Here is a 24,098-nt window from a genome sequence, read left to right on the forward strand (position 1 = left end):
AATGAAATATATAAAAGGATACCTGTTATTGGGTTTAACTTTGATATTAGGATCTTGTTCAGATTTTTTAGATCGTGATCCCGATCAGATATTGACAAATGACCAGATCTTCAGCGATGCTAAAATGATTAACTCCGTATTGGCCGGTTTTTATGGAAATACAGAGAATTGGGGACAAAGTTTTGCTACTCCCGCCAGCTTTACTAAAGTGGACGACGGTTGCGTGACCGATGGCGGCCGTGATAACATGCAGGAATACAGTGACAATCAATGGCGAGTTTATCCATATAAATATATTCGCAATTTAAATCAGTTCCTGGCGGGATTAAGAGCTACAACCGTACTTGAATCTACAGAGAAATTGCGATATGAAGGTGAAATTCGCTTCTTACGCGCCTGGGCATATTTTAGTATGTGCAGAGGTTTAGGCGGTGTACCTATTGTGAATGATAACGTATACGAATATGAGGCAGGAATGGATGTTTCAGGTTTGGCTGTTCCCCGTTCCAAAGAATCAGAAGTCTACGATTATATCATCAATGAATGTGCGACTATTGCAAATTACCTGCCTACAAAGCCTACCACCAATGCCGCCCGTGCCACACGCTGGGCTGCCCTGATGTTAAAAGCACGTGCTGCCGTTTATGCAGGATCATTGGCCAACTACAATAATAAGATGGTTGCCCCTATACGCACAGAAGGAAATGAAGTCGGTATTCCGGCGGAAATGGCTACCCCATATTACGAAACAGCATTGGAAGCAGCCAAAGAGGTGATAACTCAAGCTTCTGCCTATTACAACCTGGACATAACGGTTCCTAATGATCTGGGACAGAATTTTTATAATGCAGTCTGTGTCAAAGAGAATAATCATGAAGTGATCTGGGCCAAAGATTATGCATATCCAGGAGCCACCCATGGATTCACACAAAAGAATATTCCCGCTTCTCTAGCAGAAGATCAGGAACGTTGTTATTCCGGCGCAGTATTAAATCTGGTAGAAGCATTTGAATACAAAGACAACCGCGACGGCACAATCAAAGTTAAGGATGAATCCGGAAATTACATCATGTACAGTCGGCCGGAAGATGCCTTTGCCAATAAAGATGCCCGGTTGTGGGGAACCGTACTTTATCCGGGAGCCAAATTCAGAGGTAGTGAAGTAGTGTTGCAAGCTGGTCAGAAAGTGCCCGACGGAAACGGAAATTGGAAAGAAATCATAGGTAAAGCCGATTCTTACGATGACAATAACCGCCTGATAACTTCTATCAACGGACCAATGGAATCAAATGAAATCCGTATAAACAAAACAGGTTTCTTCTTCCGCAAATTCCTGGACGAAACCATCGGTGCTTCTACCAATTCAAAGATGAGTACCATGTGGTATCCTCGTTTCCGTATTTCAGAAGCATATATGATAGCTTGTGAGGCTGCTTATGAGCTTAATAAAACCGGAGAAGATGATCCGTTGAACTACATCAATCCTGTTCGTACACGCGCCGGTATCAGCGAACTGGAATCAATCACATTGGAAGATATTGTTCACGAATACCGGGTGGAATTTGCATTGGAAGATCATCGTTACTGGGATCTGAAACGCTGGCGCCTGGCTCACGAAATCTGGGATGGTAATTCGGAAAATCCGGATGCGCAGCTCTACGAGCTATTCCCTTATCAGGTCAATGATCCGGGAAGCGCCAATGACAAGATGTGGGTATTCGACAAAAAGAAAGCCTACATGGTTCCTTACCCCCGCTATTTCCAGATGAAGAACTATTATAACTTCTTCGATAACAGCTGGCTCAACAAGAACCCGCTATTAGTGAAAAATCCGTATCAGTAAAACATAAAACTGTAAAACAATGAAAAAAATAGGAACTATATTTTCTTTGCTTTCACTTTCCCTGCTTGCCGTAAATTGCGGTTTAGACAATTACGACGAACCCGAATCATTTCTGGAAGGGAAAATCACGTATGAGGGAAAACAACTCGGTTTGAAAGGTACAAACGGAGGTATTCAACTACAACTGTATCAGGATGGTTATGCCAACCATGATCCTATCACCGTGTATGCCACACAGGACGGAACTTTCTCTGCAGTACTTTTCGATGGTCCGTACAAACTGGTAACTAAAGACAAAAACGGTCCCTGGCTGAATAAACGCGATACCATATATGTGGAAGTAAAAGGAAAAACACAGTGTGAAGTAAAAGTCACCCCTTATTTTACAATATCAGACGAAAATATCACATTGGATAACAACATCGTATCCGGCACGTGCAATATACAGCAAATAGTACAGGATGCAAAGATAAGCCAGGCAATGCTGCTCGTCAGCAAAACAACTTTTGTTGACGAGAACACGAATATAGCCCGGCAAAATTTATCCAATATAAATCCCGGAGTAACAAATATTTCGCTGGATATTACGAGTAATCAGAATGTACAGTCGGCCAAAGCCCTATTCGCCCGCATCGGTATAAAAGCGAACGGAGCGGACCAAGCTGTCTATTCAGAAATTTTCAGACTGAAATAATTCACCTGAGAAATAATTTATAAGTATATTTGTCAAACAAATAAACTAACCCAAAAATAAAACAAAATTGTATGACAAACAAAAACATGTTATTAATGGGAACTGCATCCTTACTGTCTCTGCATGCAGCAGCCCAGAATGACCCAAAGCCCAACATTGTCTTAATTATGGTGGACGATATGGGATATTCCGACCTAGGGTGCTACGGAGGAGAAATTCCTACGCCCAATTTGGATAATCTGGCAAAGAAAGGAGTACGCTTTACCCATTTCTGCAACACAGGACGCTCCTGTCCTTCCCGTGCCAGTCTGCTGACCGGACTTTATCCCCAACAGGCAGGTATCGGAATGATGTCCGAAGATCCTCACTCTGCCGAAGATCATGGAGTGCACGGATATATGGGATATTTGAACCGTAATTCAGTCACTATAGCAGAAGTGCTGAAAGAAGCCGGTTATCATACCTATATGTCGGGGAAATGGCATGTCGGTATGCACGGACAAGAGAAATGGCCGTTGCAACGTGGCTTCGATCATTTTTATGGTATCTTGTCGGGAGCTTGCAGTTATCTGCAACCTCATGGAGATCGCAATCTGACTTTAGACAATCAACAGTTGCCTCCACCGGAACAACCTTATTACACTACTGACGCATTTACTGATTATGCGATTAAATTTGTCGATGAACGCCCCAAGGATGACAATCCGTTCTTCCTTTACCTGGCATACAACGCTCCCCATTGGCCGTTACATGCTAAACAGGAGGATATAGACAAGTTTGTAGGCAAATACCGGAAAGGTTGGCAGAAAGTACGTGAAGCCCGTTTGAAACGTATGATTAAAATGGGATTGGTGGACAAAAACTGGGACCTTGCTCAATGGGAGGGTCGCCAATGGTCCGAACTGACCGAGGATGAACAAATAGAACTGGATAGAAGAATGTCAGTATATGCGGCACAAGTTCATTGCATGGATTATAATGTGGGACGGTTAATAAAGTACCTGGAAGAAAAAGGGGAGCTGAATAACACCTTACTTATTTTCTTGTCGGATAATGGTGCATGTGCCGAGCCTCATCGTGAGAAAGGTTTCGGAACCATCGATATGATTAACAATCCAAATGAATGGGTCAACCCGTCTTATGGTCTGCCATGGGCACAGGTGAGCAATACACCGTACCGTAAGTATAAAGTAAGAGCGTATGAAGGCGGAACTTCCACTCCATTGATTATTTCCTGGCCCGACAAGTATGCAAAATACAATGGCGAGATAAGACACAACAGAGCTTTCCTGCCCGACATCATGGCAACCTTCATCGATGCAGCGGAAACAACCTATCCGAAGACCTATCACGGAGGAAATGAGATCATTCCTTTGGAAGGCGCAAGCATGCTACCGATACTAACCAATACGGACACCGAATTGCACGAATATATTTTTGGTGAACACTTTGACAACTGTGTAGTATGGTGGAAAAACTGGAAAGCCGTTAAAGACCAGAATTCTAAAGTATGGGAACTTTTCAACTTGGAGAAAGACCGTACAGAACGTGTTGATTTGTCCAGGGAAAATCCCAAAATTCTAAAACAAATGGTAAATGAATGGAACAAATGGGCAAATACACATTATGTATATCCCAAAGGAAAATAGCCACAGAAAGGTAACATAAAGACATGCAAAATGTCTAAAAAACGTATCTAAAAGCACTTGCCCCTGTTACAAAAAGAGTTGTAGCAGGGGCAAGTTTCATTATAGGAACTCTCCGTCCCTCATATTCTTATTCATCAGGGAATCATCCCTTCTCTCACAATATCTACCAGAATCGGCTTCAATCCGCTAACGAAACATTCCACTGCAATCACCATCAAAATCAATCCCATAAGACGCATCATCACATTATTACCCGTTTCACCCAAGACTTTTACCAATCTCGTGGAAGCACGAAGAATAAAGAAAGTCAGCAGATAAATCAGGGCAATAGTACCGATCAGTATCCCCTTCATTTCATAAGAATGAGCATCCTGCATCAAAACGATTGCATTGGCAATCGCTCCGGGACCGCATAACATAGGAATACCGAGAGGCGTAATAGAGATATCATCCGCATACGTTTTGATTTCTTCGTCCTTCAACTTCATCGGTGTATAACGGGCTTGAAGCATATCAAAACCTATCTTGAAGATAATCACCCCACCGGCAATACGGAAACCATTGGTAGAGATACCGAAGAATTTGAAAAGAAACTGGCCGGCAAAGACAAATACCATCAATGTAATAAACGACACAATAGTAGCACGACGTACGATAGACTGACGTTCTTTATCCGTCATACCATGAGTCATGGTAAGAAAGACAGGCATCGTTCCCAATGGATTGGTCAATGTGAAGAATGAAGTGAAACAAAGCAAGGCGAAAGGTAGAAGCGTACTATCCATGATTATATCGTATTTTATGCAAAACTAAAACGCAACAAAAATACGACTTAATCCAGAAAACCTATAATAAATCCATTAATTCTTTCAAGGAATGGATGTGATAAGTAGGGAGGAAAGGGAAAGCAGTCCGTTCTGTCACATTGTAGAAAGCCTGATGCATGCCTACTCCGTGTGCTCCGGTTATATCCGCTTCCCAACTGTCACCAATCATCAAGGATTCGCGCAACTCGGATTGAGTAGCAGACAAAGCAAAATTGAATATCTCCGGCCAAGGCTTCAGCACTCCGAGATCTTCCGAGAGAATCACCTTTCTGAAATACCCGTCCACTCCTGCCGAACGCATCTTACGTGATTGCAATTCACGAAACCCATTGGAAAGGATATAGAGATTATATTTGGGAGCAAGATATTCCAATACCTCCTTTGCATAAGGCATCAAAGTACTTTTGGTAGGAATAATAGCGAAAAAATCTTTCGAGAACTGTTCGGCGAGGGCTTCATCTTCCACTCCCACAGCCTGTAAAGGATAAAAGAAACGCTGGCTGTTCAATTCATCCTTCGTTATCTTTCCTTCACCGTACTCAATCCAGAGTTCTGTATTTCTTTGTTGATAAAGAGTATAATAATGATTGAATGAGTCAAAATAGCGGTCGAACGAATATTTCTGATATACTTCCTCAAAAGTGTCACGGGCATTTTGAGAAAAAGCCCAGATGGTATCATCAAGATCAAAAAAAAGATTTTTATATTTCATCAGTAGTTATGCGTATAATAAGAAACAAAAAAAGCCAATGTGCTAATTTCTTGAATCCAGGAATCAGCACATTGGCAATTCAAAAGGGACATCTACCTTATTTTACCTGGATAACCAAGTATCTGGATACACTCCAGAATTCAGTAGGATTAGTAATCTTCAATGTCAACTGACCTTTGTCATCTTTTACCAATTCATAAGAACCGGTCGGATGAGTAGTCAGTAACTCAGCGCGTTTAGAGTACAACTTGATTTCTTTGGTTGTACGGATATCGATCTGAGTGAAATAATCCTTGTTGAAATCAGCGCTCTTCAATACGTCTCCGCTCTGAAGAATCTTTTGAGCTTTCAATTCAGATTTAGTACCGAATACAAACCAGGCAGCATTCAAGCTCTTTTCCTGTTCGGCAACGGTTTTAGCTTTCGCTTCGTTTTCTGCAGCCAGAGTTTCTTTTGCTACAGACAGATCGCTGACAGCAGCATCCAATTCCTGAATACGGATATTCTTGGAAGCCAGTTCAGTTTGCAGTTCCTCAATACGCTGTTGTTTAGCATTCAATTCAGCAGTCAAAGCGGCAACAGCTTTTTTCATCTGTGCAGAATTGTAATTGCTGTTCTTCAACTGTGCCTGTAACTTTGCAATCTGCGCTTTGTTTTCTTCCATTTGCTTGGAGATGAATTCGATGTCAGAAGCAATCTGTTGCTTGGCACTGGCAGAGTTCTCAGTGATGGTTCCACGCTGCAAGTCAACACGGCTTTCGGCAGCATTGATCTTACGGAAACCTTCCTGAACTTCATTGAAAGTACCCATCATATCATCCAGTTCAGCATTACGCTGGTTCAGTTCCATCAAAAGAGAATCATTTTCAGCTTTCAGGTCTTTACTTCCACCTTTAAAGCCATCACACGAAGCCAACATGGCTACGCATACAAATAAAACAGCTAACTTTTTCATACGTTTACGTTTTACGTTTTTTAATGAAGTTATTTAATCATCTATTCCTGCTAATACAATCACAATCTCGCCCCGGGGTTCGGTAGCGGTAAAGTGTTCTATCAATTCAGCCAAACTGCCCCGAACTGTTTCTTCGTGGAGTTTGGATATTTCACGCGACACGGTTGCCTGACGTTCAGCGCCGAAATATTCGGCAAACTGTGTTAACGTCTTCAACAGACGGTGGGGTGATTCATAAAACACCATCGTGCGGTGTTCTTCCGCCAATGTCTTCAGTCGTGTCTGCCGTCCTTTCTTCTGGGGGAGAAATCCCTCGAAGCAGAACTTCTCGTTCGGCAATCCCGATGCAACGAGTGCCGGAACAAAAGCGGTTGCTCCCGGCAAGCACTGCACTTCAATACCGTTGCGCACACATTCACGAACAACCAGAAATCCGGGATCGGAAATTCCAGGCGTTCCGGCATCCGAAATTAGTGCCACCGTTTCACCTGCCTTTATTCTATTAACAACACTTTCCACCGTTTTATGTTCATTAAATTTGTGGTGGGATTGCATTGCATTCTTTATTTCAAAGTGTTTCAGCAAGATACCGGAAGTACGTGTATCCTCCGCCAAAATCAGATCGACCTCTTTCAGGACTTTGATAGCCCGAAAAGTCATGTCCTCCAGATTCCCTACCGGCGTAGGTACCACATATAGCTTTCCCATCTTGTTTTTGTTTTATGCTGATTGATTAAAATATTTCTTTAGTAGCTCCAGAAAGTCGTTCACCGCTTCTTTTTCTTCATTCAATTCGACTTTCGAGGACAGAAACGCGATTGCAGTCTTGTAGGAACTCATTACTGATATCTGTTCGATAACCCGATTCATCAAGTCAGTGTTGCCTCCGAACAGTTCACGAGAAAAACGGAAAGAATCATTCAAACTGATAGAATGTCGCAAGCCAGCAGATAGTTTGAGACTTTCTCCCAACACAGCCGATTTAGGTTCTTCCTCTTTCACAACAGTTTCAACGACAGGTTTCTCCACTATTGCAGGCTCCTCTTCTGCTATTACTACAGGGGTCTCTTCCGCAACAATAGTCTCTCCCTCCTCGTCTTCTTTCACGTCAACCGATTCGAGAGATTGTATAATAACGGGGGAATCTTCTTCAGACCCGGCAACTTCATCCTTCTCTTCCGCTGTCTCTTCCACAGCTAACGGAGAAATTACCTGAACAGCATCCACCTCCTGTTGCAGTTCGTCCAAACGTCCCTGCATCCGTGTAATGCTCCGCTTCAACAGTTCAGACAAAGTCGGAGTCGGCTCCTTGGTAAATAAATCCATGAGATACTTCAACTCATGAACATCCAACTCAATATCTGTTAATAGCTTCTGTTTCATGTCAGTCCATTGTTTATACGGTGCGAATGTAGGAATAATTTATGCAATAACTTAAAATAATGGATAATTTAACAGTTCTTGCACATTGAATTGCTTACCTTTGTCCACATATTTATTTAATCAAGAAAACACAAAATCTCATGGTATTATTTTCAGAAGACCACATACAGGAAACTAGAAGAAGAGGCCGGATCGAAGTAATCTGCGGTTCTATGTTCTCCGGAAAGACAGAGGAATTGATTCGCAGAATGAAGAGAGCGAAATTCGCGAAACAACGTGTCGAGATATTCAAACCAGCTATCGACACCCGTTATTCAGAAGAAGACGTAGTCTCTCACGACAGCCATTCTATCGCCTCCACTCCCATCGATTCGTCAGCCAGCATTTTACTGTTTACTTCCGAGATAGATGTAGTAGGTATTGATGAAGCGCAGTTCTTCGACAGTGGTTTGATTGATGTATGCAACCAGCTTGCCAACAATGGAATCCGTGTTATCATTGCAGGGTTGGATATGGACTTCAAAGGAAATCCGTTCGGTCCAATGCCACAATTGTGCGCCATTGCCGATGAAGTCTCCAAAGTTCATGCGATCTGTGTGAAATGTGGTCAGCTGGCTTCTTTCTCACATCGTACAGTCAAGAATGAGAAACAGGTTCTTTTAGGCGAAACAGCCGAATATGAGCCTCTGTGCAGGGAATGTTATCTCCGTGCACGAGGGGAAGATGAGCAGAAAGTATAAACTCTATAAAAGAAACAGATTATGGAAAGGAAAAAGATAACATTCGACAGTTTTATACGCGGTTCCATCGGATGTGTGTTAGTTGTAGGCATATTAATGCTTGTGGAACGTCTTAGCGGAGTGTTATTACCTTTCTTTATTGCGTGGCTGATAGCTTATATGGTCTATCCGTTAGTCAAATTCTTCCAGTATAAACTACGATTAAAAAGTCGCATTATTTCCATCTTCTGTTCCTTATTCCTCATTACAGTTATCGGAATCACTTTATTTTATCTGTTAGTGCCGCCGATGATTTCGGAAATAGGCAGAATGAACGACTTGCTGGTGACTTACCTCACCAATGGAGCCGGCAACAATGTGCCTAAGAATCTTTCTGAATTTATCCACGAGAACATCGATCTTCAGGCACTGAACCGTGTATTAAGTGAAGAGAATATTCTGGCGGCAATCAAAGATACCGTCCCCAGAGTGTGGACTTTGCTTGCAGAATCTCTCAACATTCTATTCAGCATCCTTGCCTCCTTCATTATATTATTATATGTAATCTTTATATTATTGGATTACGAAGCGATAGCTGAAGGATGGTTACATCTGCTACCCAATAAATACCGTACGTTTGCCTCCAACCTGGTTCACGACGTACAGGATGGTATGAACAGATATTTCCGTGGACAGGCTTTGGTTGCTTTCTGCGTAGGTATTCTTTTCAGCATTGGTTTCCTGATTATCGATTTCCCCATGGCTATCGCTTTGGGACTTTTCATCGGAGCATTGAATATGGTTCCCTACTTGCAAATCATCGGTTTCCTTCCCACTATTTTATTGGCGATCCTCAAAGCTGCCGACACCGGACAGAACTTCTGGATTATCATTGCATGTGCATTAGCCGTCTTTGCAATCGTACAAATCATACAGGACACCTTCCTTGTCCCCAAAATCATGGGAAAGATTACCGGACTGAATCCTGCCATCATCCTTTTATCTCTTTCTATCTGGGGTTCATTAATGGGAATGCTCGGCATGATTATCGCCTTGCCACTAACAACTTTGATGCTCTCCTACTACCAACGCTTTATTATCAACAAAGAAAAGATAAAATATGATGAAGTAGAAACTACTGATAATCAAGAAACAAGCCATAACAAGGAAAAATAATTGAAACTTTTTTCTACGGAATGCTTGCAAATTAAATAAAAGTAACTACCTTTGCACCCGCAATCAGGAAATAACTGATTCGCAAATAAGGATTGATTCGCTAGCTCAGCAGGTAGAGCACAACACTTTTAATGTTGGGGTCCTGGGTTCGAGCCCCAGGCGGATCACGAAAATAAAAAAGCCTCTGATTTTCAGGGGCTTTTTTATTACCCTACGGCTTTCTCCGGCTCAGTTTGAAAAAGGAGGATCAAGGGGGATCAGTTGTAATTCGGGGCAGTAGAAATTTAGTGGGGATATCCATATATCTTTGCCATTCTAAACAGAAAAAACTTTCTGCCTGCCACTCCATGTAAGTTTGCCCTAAAGAGTTTGATCTTGGCGTTGAAAGACTCTGCTGCCGCGTTTGATGTCCTCTTGTTATAGAAGTTTAGAATATCATCATAGTGTTCGTAGAATGTAGCCGCAATGACATTGAAAACTGGAATACGTATCGGAACACTAATTTAGTGTAACAAGACATGCTGCATGAACTGAAATGTTAAGTATTCACTCTTTTTTGATTTTCAGAACCTTAATCATATTATAGTTTCGAAATTATTAGTAACTTTGTTATTGATTTTAAATTTCACCGTCGTAAAGTTTACGATGGTAAACTTTACGACGGTGAAATCAAATATAAAAAGATAGGATATGAAATTCTACAATAGAGAAAAAGAGCTAGCATTATTGGAAAAGGTCCGCCGAGTGTCTTTTTCCGTACATTCACAAATGACGGTACTTACCGGTCGGCGGCGTATCGGTAAGACCAGTCTTATATTCAAAAGTTGTGAAGATACTCCTACGGTATATCTATTTGTCAGCCGAAGCAATGAAACAGATCTTTGTTTACGATTTACTTCCGAGATCCGACAGGCACTTAATATTTATGTACCAGAACTTACCAATTTTGCAGAAATGTTTCGTTTCTTAATGGATTTGGGAACACGGATGGAATACAATCTGGTTATTGACGAGTTTCAGGAATTCTATTACATAAATCAAGAGATTTACAGTTTGATACAGGATACTTGGGATCGGCTGAGGAAGCAGAGCCATGTCAATCTTATCGTGAGCGGTTCGGTTTATACACTTATGAATAAAATCTTCAGAGATTCCAAAGAACCGCTGTATGGTCGTGCTGACAGTATAATGAAATTGTCTTCTTTCACTACTTCCATATTAAAAGAAATCATGTCGGATCATAAAGCAGACTATACCAAAGATGATTTGTTAGCACTCTATACCTTTACCGGTGGTGTTCCAAAGTATATTGAGCAGTTTATGGACAATGGATGTACGAGTATGGAAAACATGGTTGATTTCATGTTGCAACCCGATTCGTCCTTTCTGACCGAAGGACAGGCTTTGCTGATACAGGAGTTCGGAAAAAAATACGGCAATTACTTTTCAATCTTATCAGCAATCTCCAACGGTAAGAATACCTTGCCGGAAATGGAAACTGTTATGGGTGGAATGAGTCTGGGCGGACAATTAAAGAGATTGGAAGAAGACTATGATTTGATAAAGAAAAAACGGCCTATACTCTCAAAAGAGGGTTCCCAGACAGTCCGTTATGAAGTATCGGATATGTTTTTACGTTTCTGGTTCCGGTATTTTATCAAGTATCAAAATTATATAGAGATACAGAATTTTGAACGCTTGGCTGATATTATTAAAAAGGATTATCCAACTTTTTCCGGCTTAGCTTTGGAAATGTATTTCCGCCAACAGATGATGGAAAGCAAGGAATTTGCAGATATAGGTTCTTGGTGGCAAGGCAAGAATAATAAAGATCAGGATGAAATAGATATTGTCGGACTATATGCAGAAGAGAAAAAAGCTCTGGTAGCAGAGGTGAAAAGACAATCCAAAAATTTCAAACCGGATTTGTTCACACTAAAAGTAGAGGAATTACGGAAAAAAATCTTGTTTAAGTATGAAATAGAGAGCAGGCTTTTTTCAATAGAAGATATGTAGATGTGAATTCTATTTAAAGCACCATGATTACTAAAATTAATATTGAAAGACTTGGATTGTTCTCAAATTATTATTGGAAACAAAATATTGGGACATTAGTGAATCAGAATAGAAAATCACGATACTACAGTATTGTGAACACTACACCACAATACAGTAAACTTAAAAATGTATCCAAACTCCTTGAACTAAAGAGAGTTTGGATACCTCAATATTTACAGTAAAAAATATTATTTATAAAGTTTCAATCAAATCTTAATTATGCTTACAACATAAATGTGATAACTACCCATATAAACAGACAGAAGTGTATCACATAATTATGACAACATCATCTCATATCTTTTCGACCACAATTCGCAGCAATTTTTCATTTTCCCCTCTTAAAAACTTAATTTCTTCTTTCAACCAATCTATTTCCTTGTTTTTTGAGGAAATCAATTCAGCTATCATTGCATCAGGAATATAATTACTACTGATAAAATTCAATATCTTGGAGATATTTATTTCTTCTCTTTTTTTAAAGTTTCAAATTGCTCCTTCTGTTTATCCAAAAGCTTTTCGAAAAGCTCAATTACCAGTTCAACAGGGAAACTATTAAAGGTCTGATTATTGCCCGTATTACTGACAGCACTTTTAACACCACAATTCTCGTAGAAGTTATTCGTATTATACAGGATTGTCTCTTCATTAAAGTTCTTCAGGCCATCTACAGTAACACCTAGTGCTGAAGCAATCTCGCCTAATCGTTCATCGTCAAACTTCTCTGTTTGTTCTATTTTTGAAACAGCCTGTTTCGTTATACCTAACAGATCACCGAGTTCCGCTTGAGTCATTCCCCGAAGCCGACGTACCCGTTCAATTTTTCTTCCCAGATGAATCGTATTTGTGTACTTTTCCGTTTCCATATTCCAGTCTGTTAATTATTTGCCCTGCTTTATGCACTCTCTTAGAATCTCTATTTTCTCCTGTTCACTTTTCAACAAGCGTTCATACAGTTCAACCACCTTTTCAATGGGATTAATCTGTTGCGTATGAGCTGCATAAACAGTAGCGGTTGCTCCCGGAGAAATCGTGGCATCTTTATAGTTATTAATATTACAAATGGCTTTTTCAACATCAAAATCCTTGATGACATCAGTAGATATTCCCAAGACTTCAGCTATTTTTGTTAGCAGTCCATCTTCTATTTCATCTTGTTTTTCTATCTTCGAAATCTCCTGTTGACTAATACCCAGATCAGAAGCCAACGCTTCCTGTTTCATACCCAGATACACACGGATTCTTTGCAGATTGCGACCGACATGCCTTTGATTCACCTTGTCCTTTACTTTAATATCCATATCATTATTGCTTTAGTAAATACATTGAGACAAAGATAATGAAAATAAAATTCGCAACTACATATCGCCCTTTGAAAAAGACAGCTTTCTATCTGTTTCTCTTTTGATATAACCTAATTAGATCTATTTTATCCCAGTCTTTATCATTCTTATCTACTTCTAAAACTTTACTACCGTAAAGTTTACAACGGGTAAAGGTTTAATCAACAACAATATTACCTTATAAAATCAAATATACAACAGGTAGTAAGAAACAACTCTGTCCTGATAAAAGTCAACTTTATTTTTTTCAGTTCCCAGTTCTATATGCATAATTTTGTCCTGTCAGTTTTTTACTGACAGGAATCGTGGCGCCACATTCAAAACAGTAACAGAATAATGTTTAATTAACATTGACATTCTGAACAATCATTATTTAACCAATAAAATCTAATAGCCTATGGGGTAAGTAAAGTCGTTACAATCGAGACATAGCTTTAAATTGTCCGGAAATTTAGCTATCCAAAAATAAATTAGTAAACATACAATTAAACAAAAAACATGAAATCATTTTCTGATAAAACAAACATAGGGTGGAATAATCCCCTAAAGACTGTTTATAGAATGAATTTTTACCTATTATTCTTATTAATAGGTTCATTATCGATACTTGGATCAACACGGGCTTATTGCCAACAGAGCAAAACAATCTCAGGTATAGTGAAAAACTCTCAAGGAGAGACGATTATCGGAGCGAATATCGTTGAAAAAGGTACCAGCAACGGGACGATTACGAATGTAGACGGACAATTCACACTGCACGTAGCACCCAATGCAATATTAAAGGTATCTTATATGGGATACACGGAACAGGAAGTCAATACACGCAACAAGAACAAGGTGGAAATCATACTGACGGAAGACGCCAGACTGATTGATGAAGTAGTGGTGGTAGGATACGGATCGGTCAAAAAACGGGATTTGACGGGTGCGGTAACCTCTGTCAAGAGCGCGGAAGTGCTGGCCGCTCCTACCAATAATGTAATGGAAGCACTTCAAGGCAAGATACCCGGAATGGATATCACCAAAACTTCAGGACAGATAGGGGGTGATGTCACTATCCTGCTGCGCGGATCGCGATCCATCTATGGCAGCAACGAACCGTTGTTTATTATCGATGGAATCCCCGGCAGCTATAGCCAGGTCAGCCCGTCGGACATTGAGAGTGTAGATGTGTTGAAAGATGCTTCCTCCACCGCCATTTATGGTTCCGCAGGAGCAAACGGCGTTGTCATCATCACCACCAAAAGAGGAAAAGAGGGGAAAGCTACCGTAAACTTCGATGCTTATTACGGATTCAGCGGTTCACCCAACTACAGGCATGGGATGACGCGGGATGAATGGGTCACCTATCAACGGGAAGCCTATAAATATAAAAACGGTGACTATCCCACCGATATGTCCGCCCTACTGGGAAAACAGGATTTTATAGATGCATACAACAACGGCAAATGGATAGACTGGGTGGATGAAGTATCGGGCAATACAGCTACCACAGAGAAATACAGTCTTTCGGTCAGTAGCGGCACTGAAAAGACAAAATTATTTGCTTCGACTTCCTACAACCGGGAGGAAGGTTTACTTAGCAACGAGAATCTGAACAGATATTCGTTACGCCTCAATCTGGATCAGCAGATATTTTCATGGGCAAAGGTAGGCTTTACTTCCAATTTAGTCTACCGGGACTTGAACTCCGGCGTGAAAAACACATTCACCAAATCTCTCTCCACCATCCCGCTGGGTGATGCTTATACCGAAGAAGGGGAGATCAATCACGAATTCATCACGGGACAATATTCCCCGATGAGTGATTTCATAGAGAATCAGTATGTAGACAACACCCGTTCCACCTACCTGAACATGAGTGGCTATGTCGAACTAGCTCCCGTCAAAGACCTGACTTTTACCAGTCGTGTCAATGGAACTTTGAATCACTCACGCCGCGGGCAATACTGGGGAGAAAAGTGTAATGCCAACCGTCCGTCTTATGCAGGTTCACCGCATGCTTCCATCACCAACAACAATGCCTGGAATTACACTTGGGAAAATATTCTCGCTTACAACACAACCATCGCAAAAGACCATAATCTGGGAGGTTCACTGATTACTTCCTGGAATAAGAACCAGTCGGAAAGCAGCATGGCTGCCGCCAGCGGTCAGATGGTAGATCAATGGTCTTTCTGGCGACTGACATCGGGCACTTCCCAACATGTGGAGTCCGACTTCGCACAGACACAGAAAATGTCTTTTGCCTTCCGTCTGAACTATTCGTACAAGGGCAAATACCTGTTTAATTTCTCGACCCGTTGGGACGGTGTTTCACAATTTTCTACCGGACATAAATGGGATGCCTTCCCCGCAGGCGCACTGGCGTGGAGAATATCCGACGAGGCATTTATGGAAAAGACACGCAGTTGGCTGGACAACCTGAAGTTGAGAGTGAGCTACGGTATCACGGGTAACTCGGGAGGAACCACCGCATACAGCACCACAACACAAGCATACGTATATACCGCTTCGGGAATTTCCATTAATGGGAAAATCGTTCCTTTCACGCAATACGCTGATAGTTACGGTAGTTCCGATCTCGGATGGGAGAAATCATACAACTGGAATGTGGGGTTGGATTTCGGCATCCTGAACGGTCGCATCGACGGCTCGTTAGAATGGTTCAAAACAACAACCAAAGGATTATTATTCAAACGTACATTGCCCATCACTAGCGGTCTGACCGGATGGGGATCGCCTCTGGCCATCTGGCAAAACATCGCCCAGACCAGCAATCAAGGTGTGGAAGCAACGATCACTTCACACAACATACGGCACAAGGATTTCACTTGGAACACCACTTTATCCGTCACCTGGAACAAGGAACAAATAGACGACCTGCCCGACGGTGACCTGATTGCTGAAAATCTGTTTGTCGGTGAACCGATTAAAGCCATTTACGGATATAAGTATGCCGGAATCTGGAGAACCGATACTCCACAGGAGACATTGGATGCCTACGGCGTAAAACCCGGCTTCATCAAGATAGAAACCTTAGACCAGAAAGGTGACGGAGGCGTACATAAATACAGTACGGAAGACCGACAAATTCTGGGACACTCCAATCCGGACTGGATCATCGGATTCAGCAATTCCTTCACCTACAAGAATTTTGATTTATCTGTCTTTGCCATGGCACGTTACGGACAAACGATCAACAGCGACCTGCTCGGCTATTATACCGCCGAACAGAGCGTAACCAAGAATCAGCTGGCAGGTGTAGACTACTGGACAGAGGATAATCAGGACGCCTATTTCCCCCGTCCCGGAACGGCAGATGAGCAAAAAACCGTATATCCTTCATTAAGAGTACGCGACGGTTCCTTTATCAAGATTAAGAATATCACACTGGGATATACACTGCCCGTAAACATATCACGCAAGGTTTTGATGGAAAAATGCCGCATCTATGCCACAGCCTACAATCCGTTCATCTTTGTAAAAGACAAACAATTGAAAGATACTGATCCCGAAACCAACGGTTCGGATGCATTCCCTACCTACCGGCAATTTGTTTTTGGCGTTAATTTGACATTTTAACTAAAGATTATAATCATGAAAAGTATATATATAAAATTCATATTTTGCAGCGTGCTGCTCTCGGCTCTGTCTCTACACTCCTGCACTTTGGACGAGTACAACCCGGGCGCATTTACCAAAGAGGCTTTGGCTACTTCCATTGATGGATATGAAACCCTGATTAACCAGTGCTATTTTGCTATGGAAAGATTTTATTATGGTGCTGCCGACTGGATGTCACTGACTGAAGGCGACACCGATCTTTGGACGTATAAAGCCAACGAATCAACCAGTTACACGCAGTGGTTCTGGTTTTTCGCAGGAACATCGCCCAATACGACTTACACCAATAATTGGTGGAACGGGACTTACGACGGTGTGGGAGCCTGTAACGAAGCCATCGCATTAGGAAACAAACCTCCTTACACCACGGAAGAGGAACGGAATGCAAAGATTGCGGAAGCCCGTTTTCTTAGAGCTGTGTATTATTTCAACGCGGTGGAACAATTCGGAGCAGTGACGATGCTCACAGAACCCGTAGTGACGGAAACGTTGACCTACTCCCCCACCCGCACCGATCCGATGACCATCTATCAGGAGGTTATTATCCCCGATTTAAGATTTGCATCCGAATGGTTGCCAACAGGTACGCATGCAACAACTACCACTCCGACAAAGAAAGCCGCTCTCGGTTTTCTGGCTAAAGCCTGCTTACAGACGTACGAATATGGAAGCACCGAATATTTGCAGGAAGCTTTGGATGCAGCCAAGAAATTGATTACCGATTGCGAAACTGGCGGTGGGAAATACAATACGTATATGTATCCATCGTATAGCGAGGTGTTTAAAGAGAGCAATAACTGGGAAAACAAGGAAGCTCTCTGGAAACATCGCTGGTATGCAGGAGCAGACGGACACGGATCAAGCAATGGGAATTATAAGTTGAATCGCAACGACGAGTATTTCTTATGTAATATCAATAAATTCGGTGCTCGTGAAGACAATCAGGAGACACGGCTTACCTGGGAAGGCTCAATAACCGGTATCTTTATGCCTACACAGCATTTATTGAGTTTGTATGTGCAGAAAGACGGAACATTAGACCCCAGATTTCATGAATCGTTCACTACAGAGTGGAACGCGAACAAGAATTACACTTGGGACGAAAGTGCCGTACACATGTATGACAAGGAAGAAACCGTCATTGGCAAAGCTCTGAATAAAGGTGACTTAGCTATTAAATTCATCATGCCGCAGGACATCGATTATGCAACAGAGAAACAAAAAGAACACATTTCTGATTATTTGCTGATTGATTATCATCATGTATATAGTGACGACAATCATAATGTGAACATGAATTATGCTTATACAAACGTCACAGGCAATTACAAGAATGACGGCACAAACGAGAACCAGTTCCGCTACTATTATCCGTCACTGAATAAGCATAACAGCAGTAATTATTATGTAGCCAATGCTTCCAAACAGAGAAACGGTAATCTGAATGCAACGTTTATCATGCGTATGGCAGAAGTTTATTTGATTGCGGCAGAAGCAGATATTTACCTGAATGGTGGTGCAAATGCAGCCGATTATATCAACAAGGTTCGTGAACGTGCCGGAGCAAATCCGCTTACCGGAAGTATTACGGTCCGAGATATCTTAGACGAAAGAGGCCGTGAACTTTGCGGGGAATATTGCCGCTTCTACGACTTAAAACGGACAGGAATGTTTAAGAACTCGGAGTATCTGGAGAATACTCATCCGGACTTGGCCCGGTTCTTCCATCCGAATTATGCGTTACGTCCCATTTCAACCACATTTACCGCAACAATCACTAATGGCAGTGAATATCAGAATCCGGGATACTAAATAGATATTTCAATATGTACAGGTGCTATGGAGTCAATCCTGGCACCTGTACATTTCGACTACAGATTCGCATTGAGAATGAATATCCGCTACTTGGCAAAAGGTCATAGGCAGGCGATAACTCCCAAGCTCCATTTATCTGTGTTCTTTGACGTGTTTTTAAAAATCGAAGTGCAAAATCTAACTTTTTTACAAGATTGCTATAATAAATCAAAGTTTTTCCCTATGTTTGTATTAAAGGGCAACAAGATTTAAAATCTCGGAATTAGATGATAATACAAAAAAGTATGATGTATCAGCCTATACAATAAATGAGATTTTTTATAAGTTCCAGGTTCCATCCGACAATTTGTAGAAATCAGATTAATACATATACCACCATGAAAAACAATTTTCAAAAATCAAGGAACATCAGGATATTTATTTCATCCACCTTTCAAGATATGCAGAGCGAAAGAGATATGCTGGTTACCAAAGTTTTTCCAAGACTGCGGCAGATTGCCTACGAACGCAATGTCACACTGACTGAAGTCGATCTGCGATGGGGAATCACCGAAGAAGAAGCAAAGTCAAGCAAAGTGGTGGAAATATGTTTGGACGAGATACGGAATTCACACCCGTTTTTCATCGGATTATTAGGAGAAAGATACGGTTGGTGTCCATCGAAAGAAACACTCATTGAACACCAGGCCATGCCTGACAGATACGAATGGCTTGCCGCTGACCTCGATCGTGGAATGAGCATTACGGAAATTGAAATTCAATATGGCGTGCTTCGGTCGCTCGAACCGGTCTATGCTTCGTTCTATATACGCGAAGCAGATGAAAAGACGATGGAAACCGATCCAAGGCAGGCGCAGTTAAAAGAAACAGTAAGAAATAACAAAAGATATAACACCTATGATTACTGTTCCCCCGAACAATTGGGCGAACAGGTGGAATCGGAATTCAAAACATTACTCGACCACCTTTTCCCCAAAGATAAAGTCGAAGATCCCGCCGTACACGAAAGACAGAAACTACAAGCCTTTCTGGATGACAAATCGGATAATTATATACCCAATAAAGCTTATATCTCCTACCTGGACAAGTTTCTAAACAATACACCCAACCAGCATCTGGTGATTACCGGAGAAAGCGGTATGGGTAAGAGTGCCCTTTTGGCTTATTGGCTTAAAAATATCATCGAAGATGATCGGTGGAATGTGGTAGCACACTTTAGCGCCAACTCATCGCTGAGTTTGGACACGACGGATATTGCGAAGCATATAACCACCCAGATAGACTCTCTATACGGGCTTGAGCAGATGGAGGAAAACGACCGACAAATCGAACACAATGCTACCGATACAGATAATATAGATTACCAGAAACTAGCCTTGAGGGCCCAACTAATTGCCGGACAAAAACCTTTACTAATCGTTTTGGACGGCGCCAATCAACTTTCAGACCGGAATCATAGAACAAAACTATTAAACTGGTTGCCTGACTTCCCGGACAATGTAAAAATAATCTTTTCAACTATCGAGGAAGATAAAACCATGCAGGTATTCAAAAAACGGAAATACCCTGTAATAACAGTCTACCCCTTACTGCTCGACCAACGCAAGGAACTGATTGTAGACTTTTTCGATCGTTATCGCAAGCGGCTGTCCGAACAACAACTGACCATGATACTCAAAGGCAGTGACATAACAGACAACACCATGGTACTGATGTCATTACTTGAGGAAATCAGATGTTTCGGAAATTTCGACAGCCTGACCAGCTTCATCAGCCAAATGACTAACCTGCCAGACATCAACTCGTTTTTTGACAGACTATTACAGCGCAAAGAGCAAACATACAACACCCCACTTTACCCCTCGCTAACATCAGACTTGCTGTCACTGATAGCATTATCCAAAGATGGATTATCTGAAACAGAACTGATTGCAATTAGCAACATCCCGTCGCTCTACTGGTCTCAATTCTATTGTGCAAACACGGCCCACCTAATGATTAGGGACGGACGAGTAGTTTTTGCACACGACATGATACGACAGGCTATTGAACAGAAATACCTTAACAGCGAAAGAAAAGTACAATTAAGACAGAACATTATAGACTATTTCAATCGCGAAGAAAACAATAACTTCCGCAAGATGGAGGAACTCCCCTATCAACTTTATCACGCCGAAAAATGGGACGAGCTCCACGAATGTATTTCAACACTCGGCTATATGAGCCGACAGTTTAGCACCAACAACATTCACGAATTCATACTTTACTGGCGTACACTAAAACAAGCCGATGCTTCAAAATATAAAATTTCACAAGCCTATATTGAACAGATTATAGGAAGTATGGCTGAAAAGGCTGAAATGGCAGTTATGCTACAATGGGCTTATTGGCAGATGTTCCGCAATGACGTTATCCGGCTGACCAACATCTGTATTTCTTATCTGAATGATTTGGATGCAGCCTACGAACTGGTAGAATTCCTAATCCGTATGTGCGACCAGATGGCCGACGGCGATACCAGTGAAGAACGCTGCTCGTTCCACAATCTGGCTGGTATGATCTGTATTCGCAAAAAAGAATACATCCAGGCGTTAAAGGAATATAGGGAAGGATTATCACTTGCAGTCCATGCTTACGGAGAAGACGACCTGAAAATAACATCTTACCTGTGTAACATCGCTGATGTATACCACAGTATCGGCGAATCACAAGATCCGGTCGATAAAGACGCATTGGAAAAAGCGAAGCTGATCCTCGAAAAAGTCCTTAAGATGCGCAAATCCATCCTGCCGGACATGCATGATGATATTGCCGTAGCATACGATAATCTCGCCGGTATATACAGGTTGCTTGGTGAAGAAGAACTTGCTAAGGAATATCGTCTGAAAAGTCAGGACATATATGTCAGTCTCAAAGGTGAGAATGACATTGATGTAGCCATCGCATATCATAATTATGCACTCGAATGCCGCATGGAACAAGATTTTGACCAAGCCAGAGAGTATGCCGAAAAAGCCCTTACGATATATCAGCACATATTAGGAGATGAAAATACGCATACCCAAGAAGAATATCACTCGCTTGCAGAAATTGAGATGTATAGTGGAAACTATCCCAAAGCGACCGAATATATGAGACATGCGATAGATATTTACCAAAAGATTGGAGACCGTGACATAACGCTGGCCGAGCTACTGAACAGCCAGGCCTCCATATATCTTCGGGCCAACCAACCTGATCTGTCTCTCAACACAGCATTGGAGTGCATCAGTCTACTCGAAACATTAAAACAAACAGACTCAAAACTGGCTGCTACCATGTATGACAATCTGGGTAAAGTCTATCTCGTCCTAAATGATGAAAAGCTTTCAGAACATTATTATCTGAAAGGAGCCGAAACCTGGCATAATATGGATAACCAGGAAAAAGAAGCTGCCTCATACTCCTATCTGGCGGCAGCATACAACACTTTCAATCGTTTCGAAGATGCAGCAGTTGCGCTCGAAAAATCACTTGCTTTGCTGGAAGAATGCGATAAAAGTCAGGATGAAGCAGCTGCCTATGCGAACAATAATTACGGAGCAATATGTTTCAGACTAGGACACATAGACAAGGCAATCGAACACATTGAAAAAGCCTGGGAGATACGCTCCGCCCTGTTCGGTCCCGACGATCAGATGGCAAGGCAGTACAAGGACACGGTTGAACAACTGAAACAGGCAAATAAAAATACAGAAGATTCGGCCAATGACAAACCCAATGAAAAGCAAACAGCCAATGCAAATGCCGAAATCGAAGAATTTGCAACCTACATCGGTATAGATGATCCGGCATTGACCGATACCTTCCGACAAGGGAGAGACGCCTTTCAGACGGGTTATTTTGAAAGAGCTGCCGATATGTTCAATCGCGCCCTTCATCATTGCAACCAAAAGGGGGTTGAAAAAATGTCAGTAGCCCGAAGCCTGATTTATCGCTATCTGGCTTATTCAATGGAAATGAAAAAGGAAGAAGACCAAGCAGAAGAATACTATCGTATGGCAGCCGACATCGCTATCCAAAATGATAATGATGCTGTGGCCAAACGGGTATTCAAAGACATGGCCGAATTCAATTGGAATCGAGGTAATTTCGAGCAGGCAGAAATGAGCTACTGGCATGAAATACGATGCTTGCTAAGTTTGTATGGCTTCTACAACAAGAAAACGATAGCATGTCTGAACAACATAGCGCAGGCCATAACCAAACAAGATACTGTATATTGGCAAGTCATCCTCCGATGCTTCGAATTTGTTTATGTCCTCTCCAGCGATAACGAAGAATACAAGCAGTCACACCAAAGTGCAAGCAATGGAATCGGTACGTCGATTGAACATCTAAAACAAGAAGACGAATCGTTTGATGACCAAAACTACCGAATCGATCTCGAAAGTGCAGTAATTGTTCTGATGGATTACACAATCGGCTTAGGCATGTACAATACAGCACATCAACTGTACATCTCTTTTCTTGAAGAAATAGCTGCAAACAGTGGAATAACCGTAGACGGCTATTACCTGATTAGTTTACGAAGAATAACAATGGACGCCGTTTTGGATAATCCGCACAGGGTAATCACGGCGGGACTCAACTTGCTACAGAAGGCTGAATCACAGCCTCCTTCCGACGAAATAAAAAGCCAAATAGAGATAACGATAGCAAATGCCTACTGCGACACCATGCAATATCATAAAGCCCTGCCGCTCTATGAAACCAACCTGACTTACGAACCCAATCTCATCATACCACTGGCCAAATGTTACAATGCATTAAGCCACCCGCAAGAGGCTCTTCAGATGCTGGAAAATGCCATGAAGCAAGATCCGTCAATTTCCACATTGCCCGGAATTGACAAAGTTCTCGGTAAGATACTTCTCGACACAGGGCATATCAAGGAAGCTCTGGACGCCTTCAACCGTTACGAAGCTGACAAAACCGATGCAGGAATCTCCCCTATGACTATCCACAAAGCTCTCGCACTCTATTTGTCCGGTAGCGAAATGGATGCCACACAGCTGGTACATTCTGCCATGAAACTACTGAAAGATGAGAGCAACGACCTTTTGTACAGGATATCCATCGGCATTGAATTGATTGATTATATGTTCCAAACAGGCAACATCGAACAGGCAGAAAAATTGATCGACCAACTTCACGGACTGTTGGAGGAATTGCCCGACAGTATGCAAGAACCCTATAATACCCGCATTGTCGCAATAAGACAAGCCCCAAACTAAGAAAGAATAATAAACAGGTAT

Annotated in this window: 16 protein-coding genes, 1 tRNA gene and 1 pseudogene; 10 read left to right on the forward strand and 8 right to left on the reverse strand. The window is 41.8% G+C overall.

Annotation, left to right across the window (positions count from 1 at the left end; all coding sequences use genetic code 11):
* Nucleotide 1 precedes the first annotated feature (1 nt).
* The 3 genes from I2I13_RS07010 to I2I13_RS07020 all read left to right on the forward strand — a co-directional run bounded on the left by I2I13_RS07010 (nt 2) and on the right by I2I13_RS07020 (nt 4,186).
* Nucleotides 2–1,843, forward strand: a complete 1,842-nt coding sequence (locus I2I13_RS07010; protein WP_195649177.1) for a RagB/SusD family nutrient uptake outer membrane protein — start codon at nt 2–4, stop codon at nt 1,841–1,843.
* Between the two features lie 19 nt (nt 1,844–1,862).
* Nucleotides 1,863–2,537, forward strand: a complete 675-nt coding sequence (locus I2I13_RS07015; protein WP_195649178.1) for a DUF3823 domain-containing protein — start codon at nt 1,863–1,865, stop codon at nt 2,535–2,537.
* A gap of 71 nt (nt 2,538–2,608) precedes the next feature.
* Nucleotides 2,609–4,186, forward strand: coding sequence for an arylsulfatase (locus I2I13_RS07020; protein ID WP_074638709.1), 1,578 nt, complete (start codon nt 2,609–2,611; stop codon nt 4,184–4,186).
* Between the two features lie 134 nt (nt 4,187–4,320).
* On the opposite strand, the gene I2I13_RS07025 is transcribed toward I2I13_RS07020, so the two are convergent.
* From I2I13_RS07025 to I2I13_RS07045, 5 genes are all read right to left on the reverse strand, one after another.
* Nucleotides 4,321–4,971, reverse strand: a complete 651-nt coding sequence (locus tag I2I13_RS07025; protein ID WP_074638710.1) for a MarC family protein — start codon at nt 4,969–4,971, stop codon at nt 4,321–4,323.
* 61 nt (nt 4,972–5,032) lie between these two features.
* Complete coding sequence (locus tag I2I13_RS07030; RefSeq protein WP_195649179.1) at nt 5,033–5,725, reverse strand: YjjG family noncanonical pyrimidine nucleotidase; 693 nt, start codon at nt 5,723–5,725, stop codon at nt 5,033–5,035.
* A 97-nt stretch (nt 5,726–5,822) separates the two neighbouring features.
* Nucleotides 5,823–6,680 (reverse strand): hypothetical protein, encoded by an 858-nt coding sequence (locus tag I2I13_RS07035; protein ID WP_074638712.1) that lies wholly within the window; start codon nt 6,678–6,680, stop codon nt 5,823–5,825.
* 33 nt (nt 6,681–6,713) lie between these two features.
* Nucleotides 6,714–7,388 carry a 16S rRNA (cytidine(1402)-2'-O)-methyltransferase gene (gene rsmI, locus I2I13_RS07040; RefSeq protein WP_004299177.1) on the reverse strand — a complete coding sequence of 225 codons (675 nt, stop codon included), beginning with the start codon at nt 7,386–7,388 and terminating at the stop codon, nt 6,714–6,716.
* A gap of 12 nt (nt 7,389–7,400) precedes the next feature.
* Entirely contained in the window at nt 7,401–8,063 is a 663-nt protein-coding gene (locus I2I13_RS07045) for a hypothetical protein (protein ID WP_195649180.1), read from the reverse strand.
* 140 nt (nt 8,064–8,203) lie between these two features.
* Between I2I13_RS07045 and I2I13_RS07050 the strand changes: the two genes are divergently transcribed.
* From I2I13_RS07050 to I2I13_RS07060, 3 genes are all read left to right on the forward strand, one after another.
* Nucleotides 8,204–8,803 (forward strand): thymidine kinase, encoded by a 600-nt coding sequence (locus I2I13_RS07050; RefSeq protein WP_004299175.1) that lies wholly within the window; start codon nt 8,204–8,206, stop codon nt 8,801–8,803.
* Between the two features lie 21 nt (nt 8,804–8,824).
* Nucleotides 8,825–9,958 (forward strand): AI-2E family transporter, encoded by a 1,134-nt coding sequence (locus I2I13_RS07055; RefSeq protein ID WP_099147502.1) that lies wholly within the window; start codon nt 8,825–8,827, stop codon nt 9,956–9,958.
* Nucleotides 9,959–10,052: 94 nt separating this feature from the next.
* A tRNA-Lys gene (locus tag I2I13_RS07060) sits at nt 10,053–10,125 on the forward strand.
* A gap of 117 nt (nt 10,126–10,242) precedes the next feature.
* On the opposite strand, the pseudogene I2I13_RS07065 reads toward I2I13_RS07060, so the two are convergent.
* Nucleotides 10,243–10,434, reverse strand: a pseudogene (locus tag I2I13_RS07065) (transposase); the annotation flags it as partial.
* A gap of 214 nt (nt 10,435–10,648) precedes the next feature.
* Here I2I13_RS07065 and I2I13_RS07070 point away from each other — a divergent pair.
* Nucleotides 10,649–11,974: an ATP-binding protein gene (locus I2I13_RS07070; protein ID WP_148365367.1), complete on the forward strand. Its 1,326-nt coding sequence runs from the start codon at nt 10,649–10,651 to the stop codon at nt 11,972–11,974.
* Between the two features lie 503 nt (nt 11,975–12,477).
* On the opposite strand, the gene I2I13_RS07075 is transcribed toward I2I13_RS07070, so the two are convergent.
* Nucleotides 12,478–12,882 carry a helix-turn-helix domain-containing protein gene (locus I2I13_RS07075; protein ID WP_195649181.1) on the reverse strand — a complete coding sequence of 135 codons (405 nt, stop codon included), beginning with the start codon at nt 12,880–12,882 and terminating at the stop codon, nt 12,478–12,480.
* Between the two features lie 15 nt (nt 12,883–12,897).
* The gene (locus I2I13_RS07080; protein WP_148365369.1) at nt 12,898–13,317 is read right to left on the reverse strand and encodes a helix-turn-helix domain-containing protein; all 420 of its coding nucleotides are present in this window, start codon (nt 13,315–13,317) and stop codon (nt 12,898–12,900) included.
* 540 nt (nt 13,318–13,857) lie between these two features.
* Between I2I13_RS07080 and I2I13_RS07085 the strand changes: the two genes are divergently transcribed.
* From I2I13_RS07085 to I2I13_RS07095, 3 genes are all read left to right on the forward strand, one after another.
* A complete protein-coding gene (locus I2I13_RS07085) occupies nt 13,858–16,944 on the forward strand; it encodes a TonB-dependent receptor (protein ID WP_195649182.1) in 3,087 nt (1,028 codons plus the stop codon).
* 15 nt (nt 16,945–16,959) lie between these two features.
* Nucleotides 16,960–18,798, forward strand: coding sequence for a RagB/SusD family nutrient uptake outer membrane protein (locus I2I13_RS07090; protein WP_195649183.1), 1,839 nt, complete (start codon nt 16,960–16,962; stop codon nt 18,796–18,798).
* A gap of 380 nt (nt 18,799–19,178) precedes the next feature.
* Nucleotides 19,179–24,077 (forward strand): tetratricopeptide repeat protein, encoded by a 4,899-nt coding sequence (locus tag I2I13_RS07095; protein WP_195649184.1) that lies wholly within the window; start codon nt 19,179–19,181, stop codon nt 24,075–24,077.
* The last annotated feature ends 21 nt before the right edge of the window (nt 24,078–24,098 follow it).

This window comes from Bacteroides sp. D55t1_190419_B8 (assembly GCF_015558905.1).
Classification (GTDB): Bacteria; Bacteroidota; Bacteroidia; order Bacteroidales; family Bacteroidaceae; genus Bacteroides; species Bacteroides vicugnae.

Bases quoted from the DNA above. Each gene is read 5' to 3' on its own strand.
- I2I13_RS07010 (WP_195649177.1), top strand. From the start codon at position 2: ATGAAATATATAAAAGGATACCTGTTATTGGGTTTAACTTTGATATTA.
- I2I13_RS07015 (WP_195649178.1), top strand. From the start codon at position 1,863: ATGAAAAAAATAGGAACTATATTTTCTTTGCTTTCACTTTCCCTGCTT.
- I2I13_RS07020 (WP_074638709.1), top strand. From the start codon at position 2,609: ATGACAAACAAAAACATGTTATTAATGGGAACTGCATCCTTACTGTCT.
- I2I13_RS07025 (WP_074638710.1), bottom strand. From the start codon at position 4,971: ATGGATAGTACGCTTCTACCTTTCGCCTTGCTTTGTTTCACTTCATTC.
- I2I13_RS07030 (WP_195649179.1), bottom strand. From the start codon at position 5,725: ATGAAATATAAAAATCTTTTTTTTGATCTTGATGATACCATCTGGGCT.
- I2I13_RS07035 (WP_074638712.1), bottom strand. From the start codon at position 6,680: ATGAAAAAGTTAGCTGTTTTATTTGTATGCGTAGCCATGTTGGCTTCG.
- rsmI (WP_004299177.1), bottom strand. From the start codon at position 7,388: ATGGGAAAGCTATATGTGGTACCTACGCCGGTAGGGAATCTGGAGGAC.
- I2I13_RS07045 (WP_195649180.1), bottom strand. From the start codon at position 8,063: ATGAAACAGAAGCTATTAACAGATATTGAGTTGGATGTTCATGAGTTG.
- I2I13_RS07050 (WP_004299175.1), top strand. From the start codon at position 8,204: ATGGTATTATTTTCAGAAGACCACATACAGGAAACTAGAAGAAGAGGC.
- I2I13_RS07055 (WP_099147502.1), top strand. From the start codon at position 8,825: ATGGAAAGGAAAAAGATAACATTCGACAGTTTTATACGCGGTTCCATC.
- I2I13_RS07070 (WP_148365367.1), top strand. From the start codon at position 10,649: ATGAAATTCTACAATAGAGAAAAAGAGCTAGCATTATTGGAAAAGGTC.
- I2I13_RS07075 (WP_195649181.1), bottom strand. From the start codon at position 12,882: ATGGAAACGGAAAAGTACACAAATACGATTCATCTGGGAAGAAAAATT.
- I2I13_RS07080 (WP_148365369.1), bottom strand. From the start codon at position 13,317: ATGGATATTAAAGTAAAGGACAAGGTGAATCAAAGGCATGTCGGTCGC.
- I2I13_RS07085 (WP_195649182.1), top strand. From the start codon at position 13,858: ATGAAATCATTTTCTGATAAAACAAACATAGGGTGGAATAATCCCCTA.
- I2I13_RS07090 (WP_195649183.1), top strand. From the start codon at position 16,960: ATGAAAAGTATATATATAAAATTCATATTTTGCAGCGTGCTGCTCTCG.
- I2I13_RS07095 (WP_195649184.1), top strand. From the start codon at position 19,179: ATGAAAAACAATTTTCAAAAATCAAGGAACATCAGGATATTTATTTCA.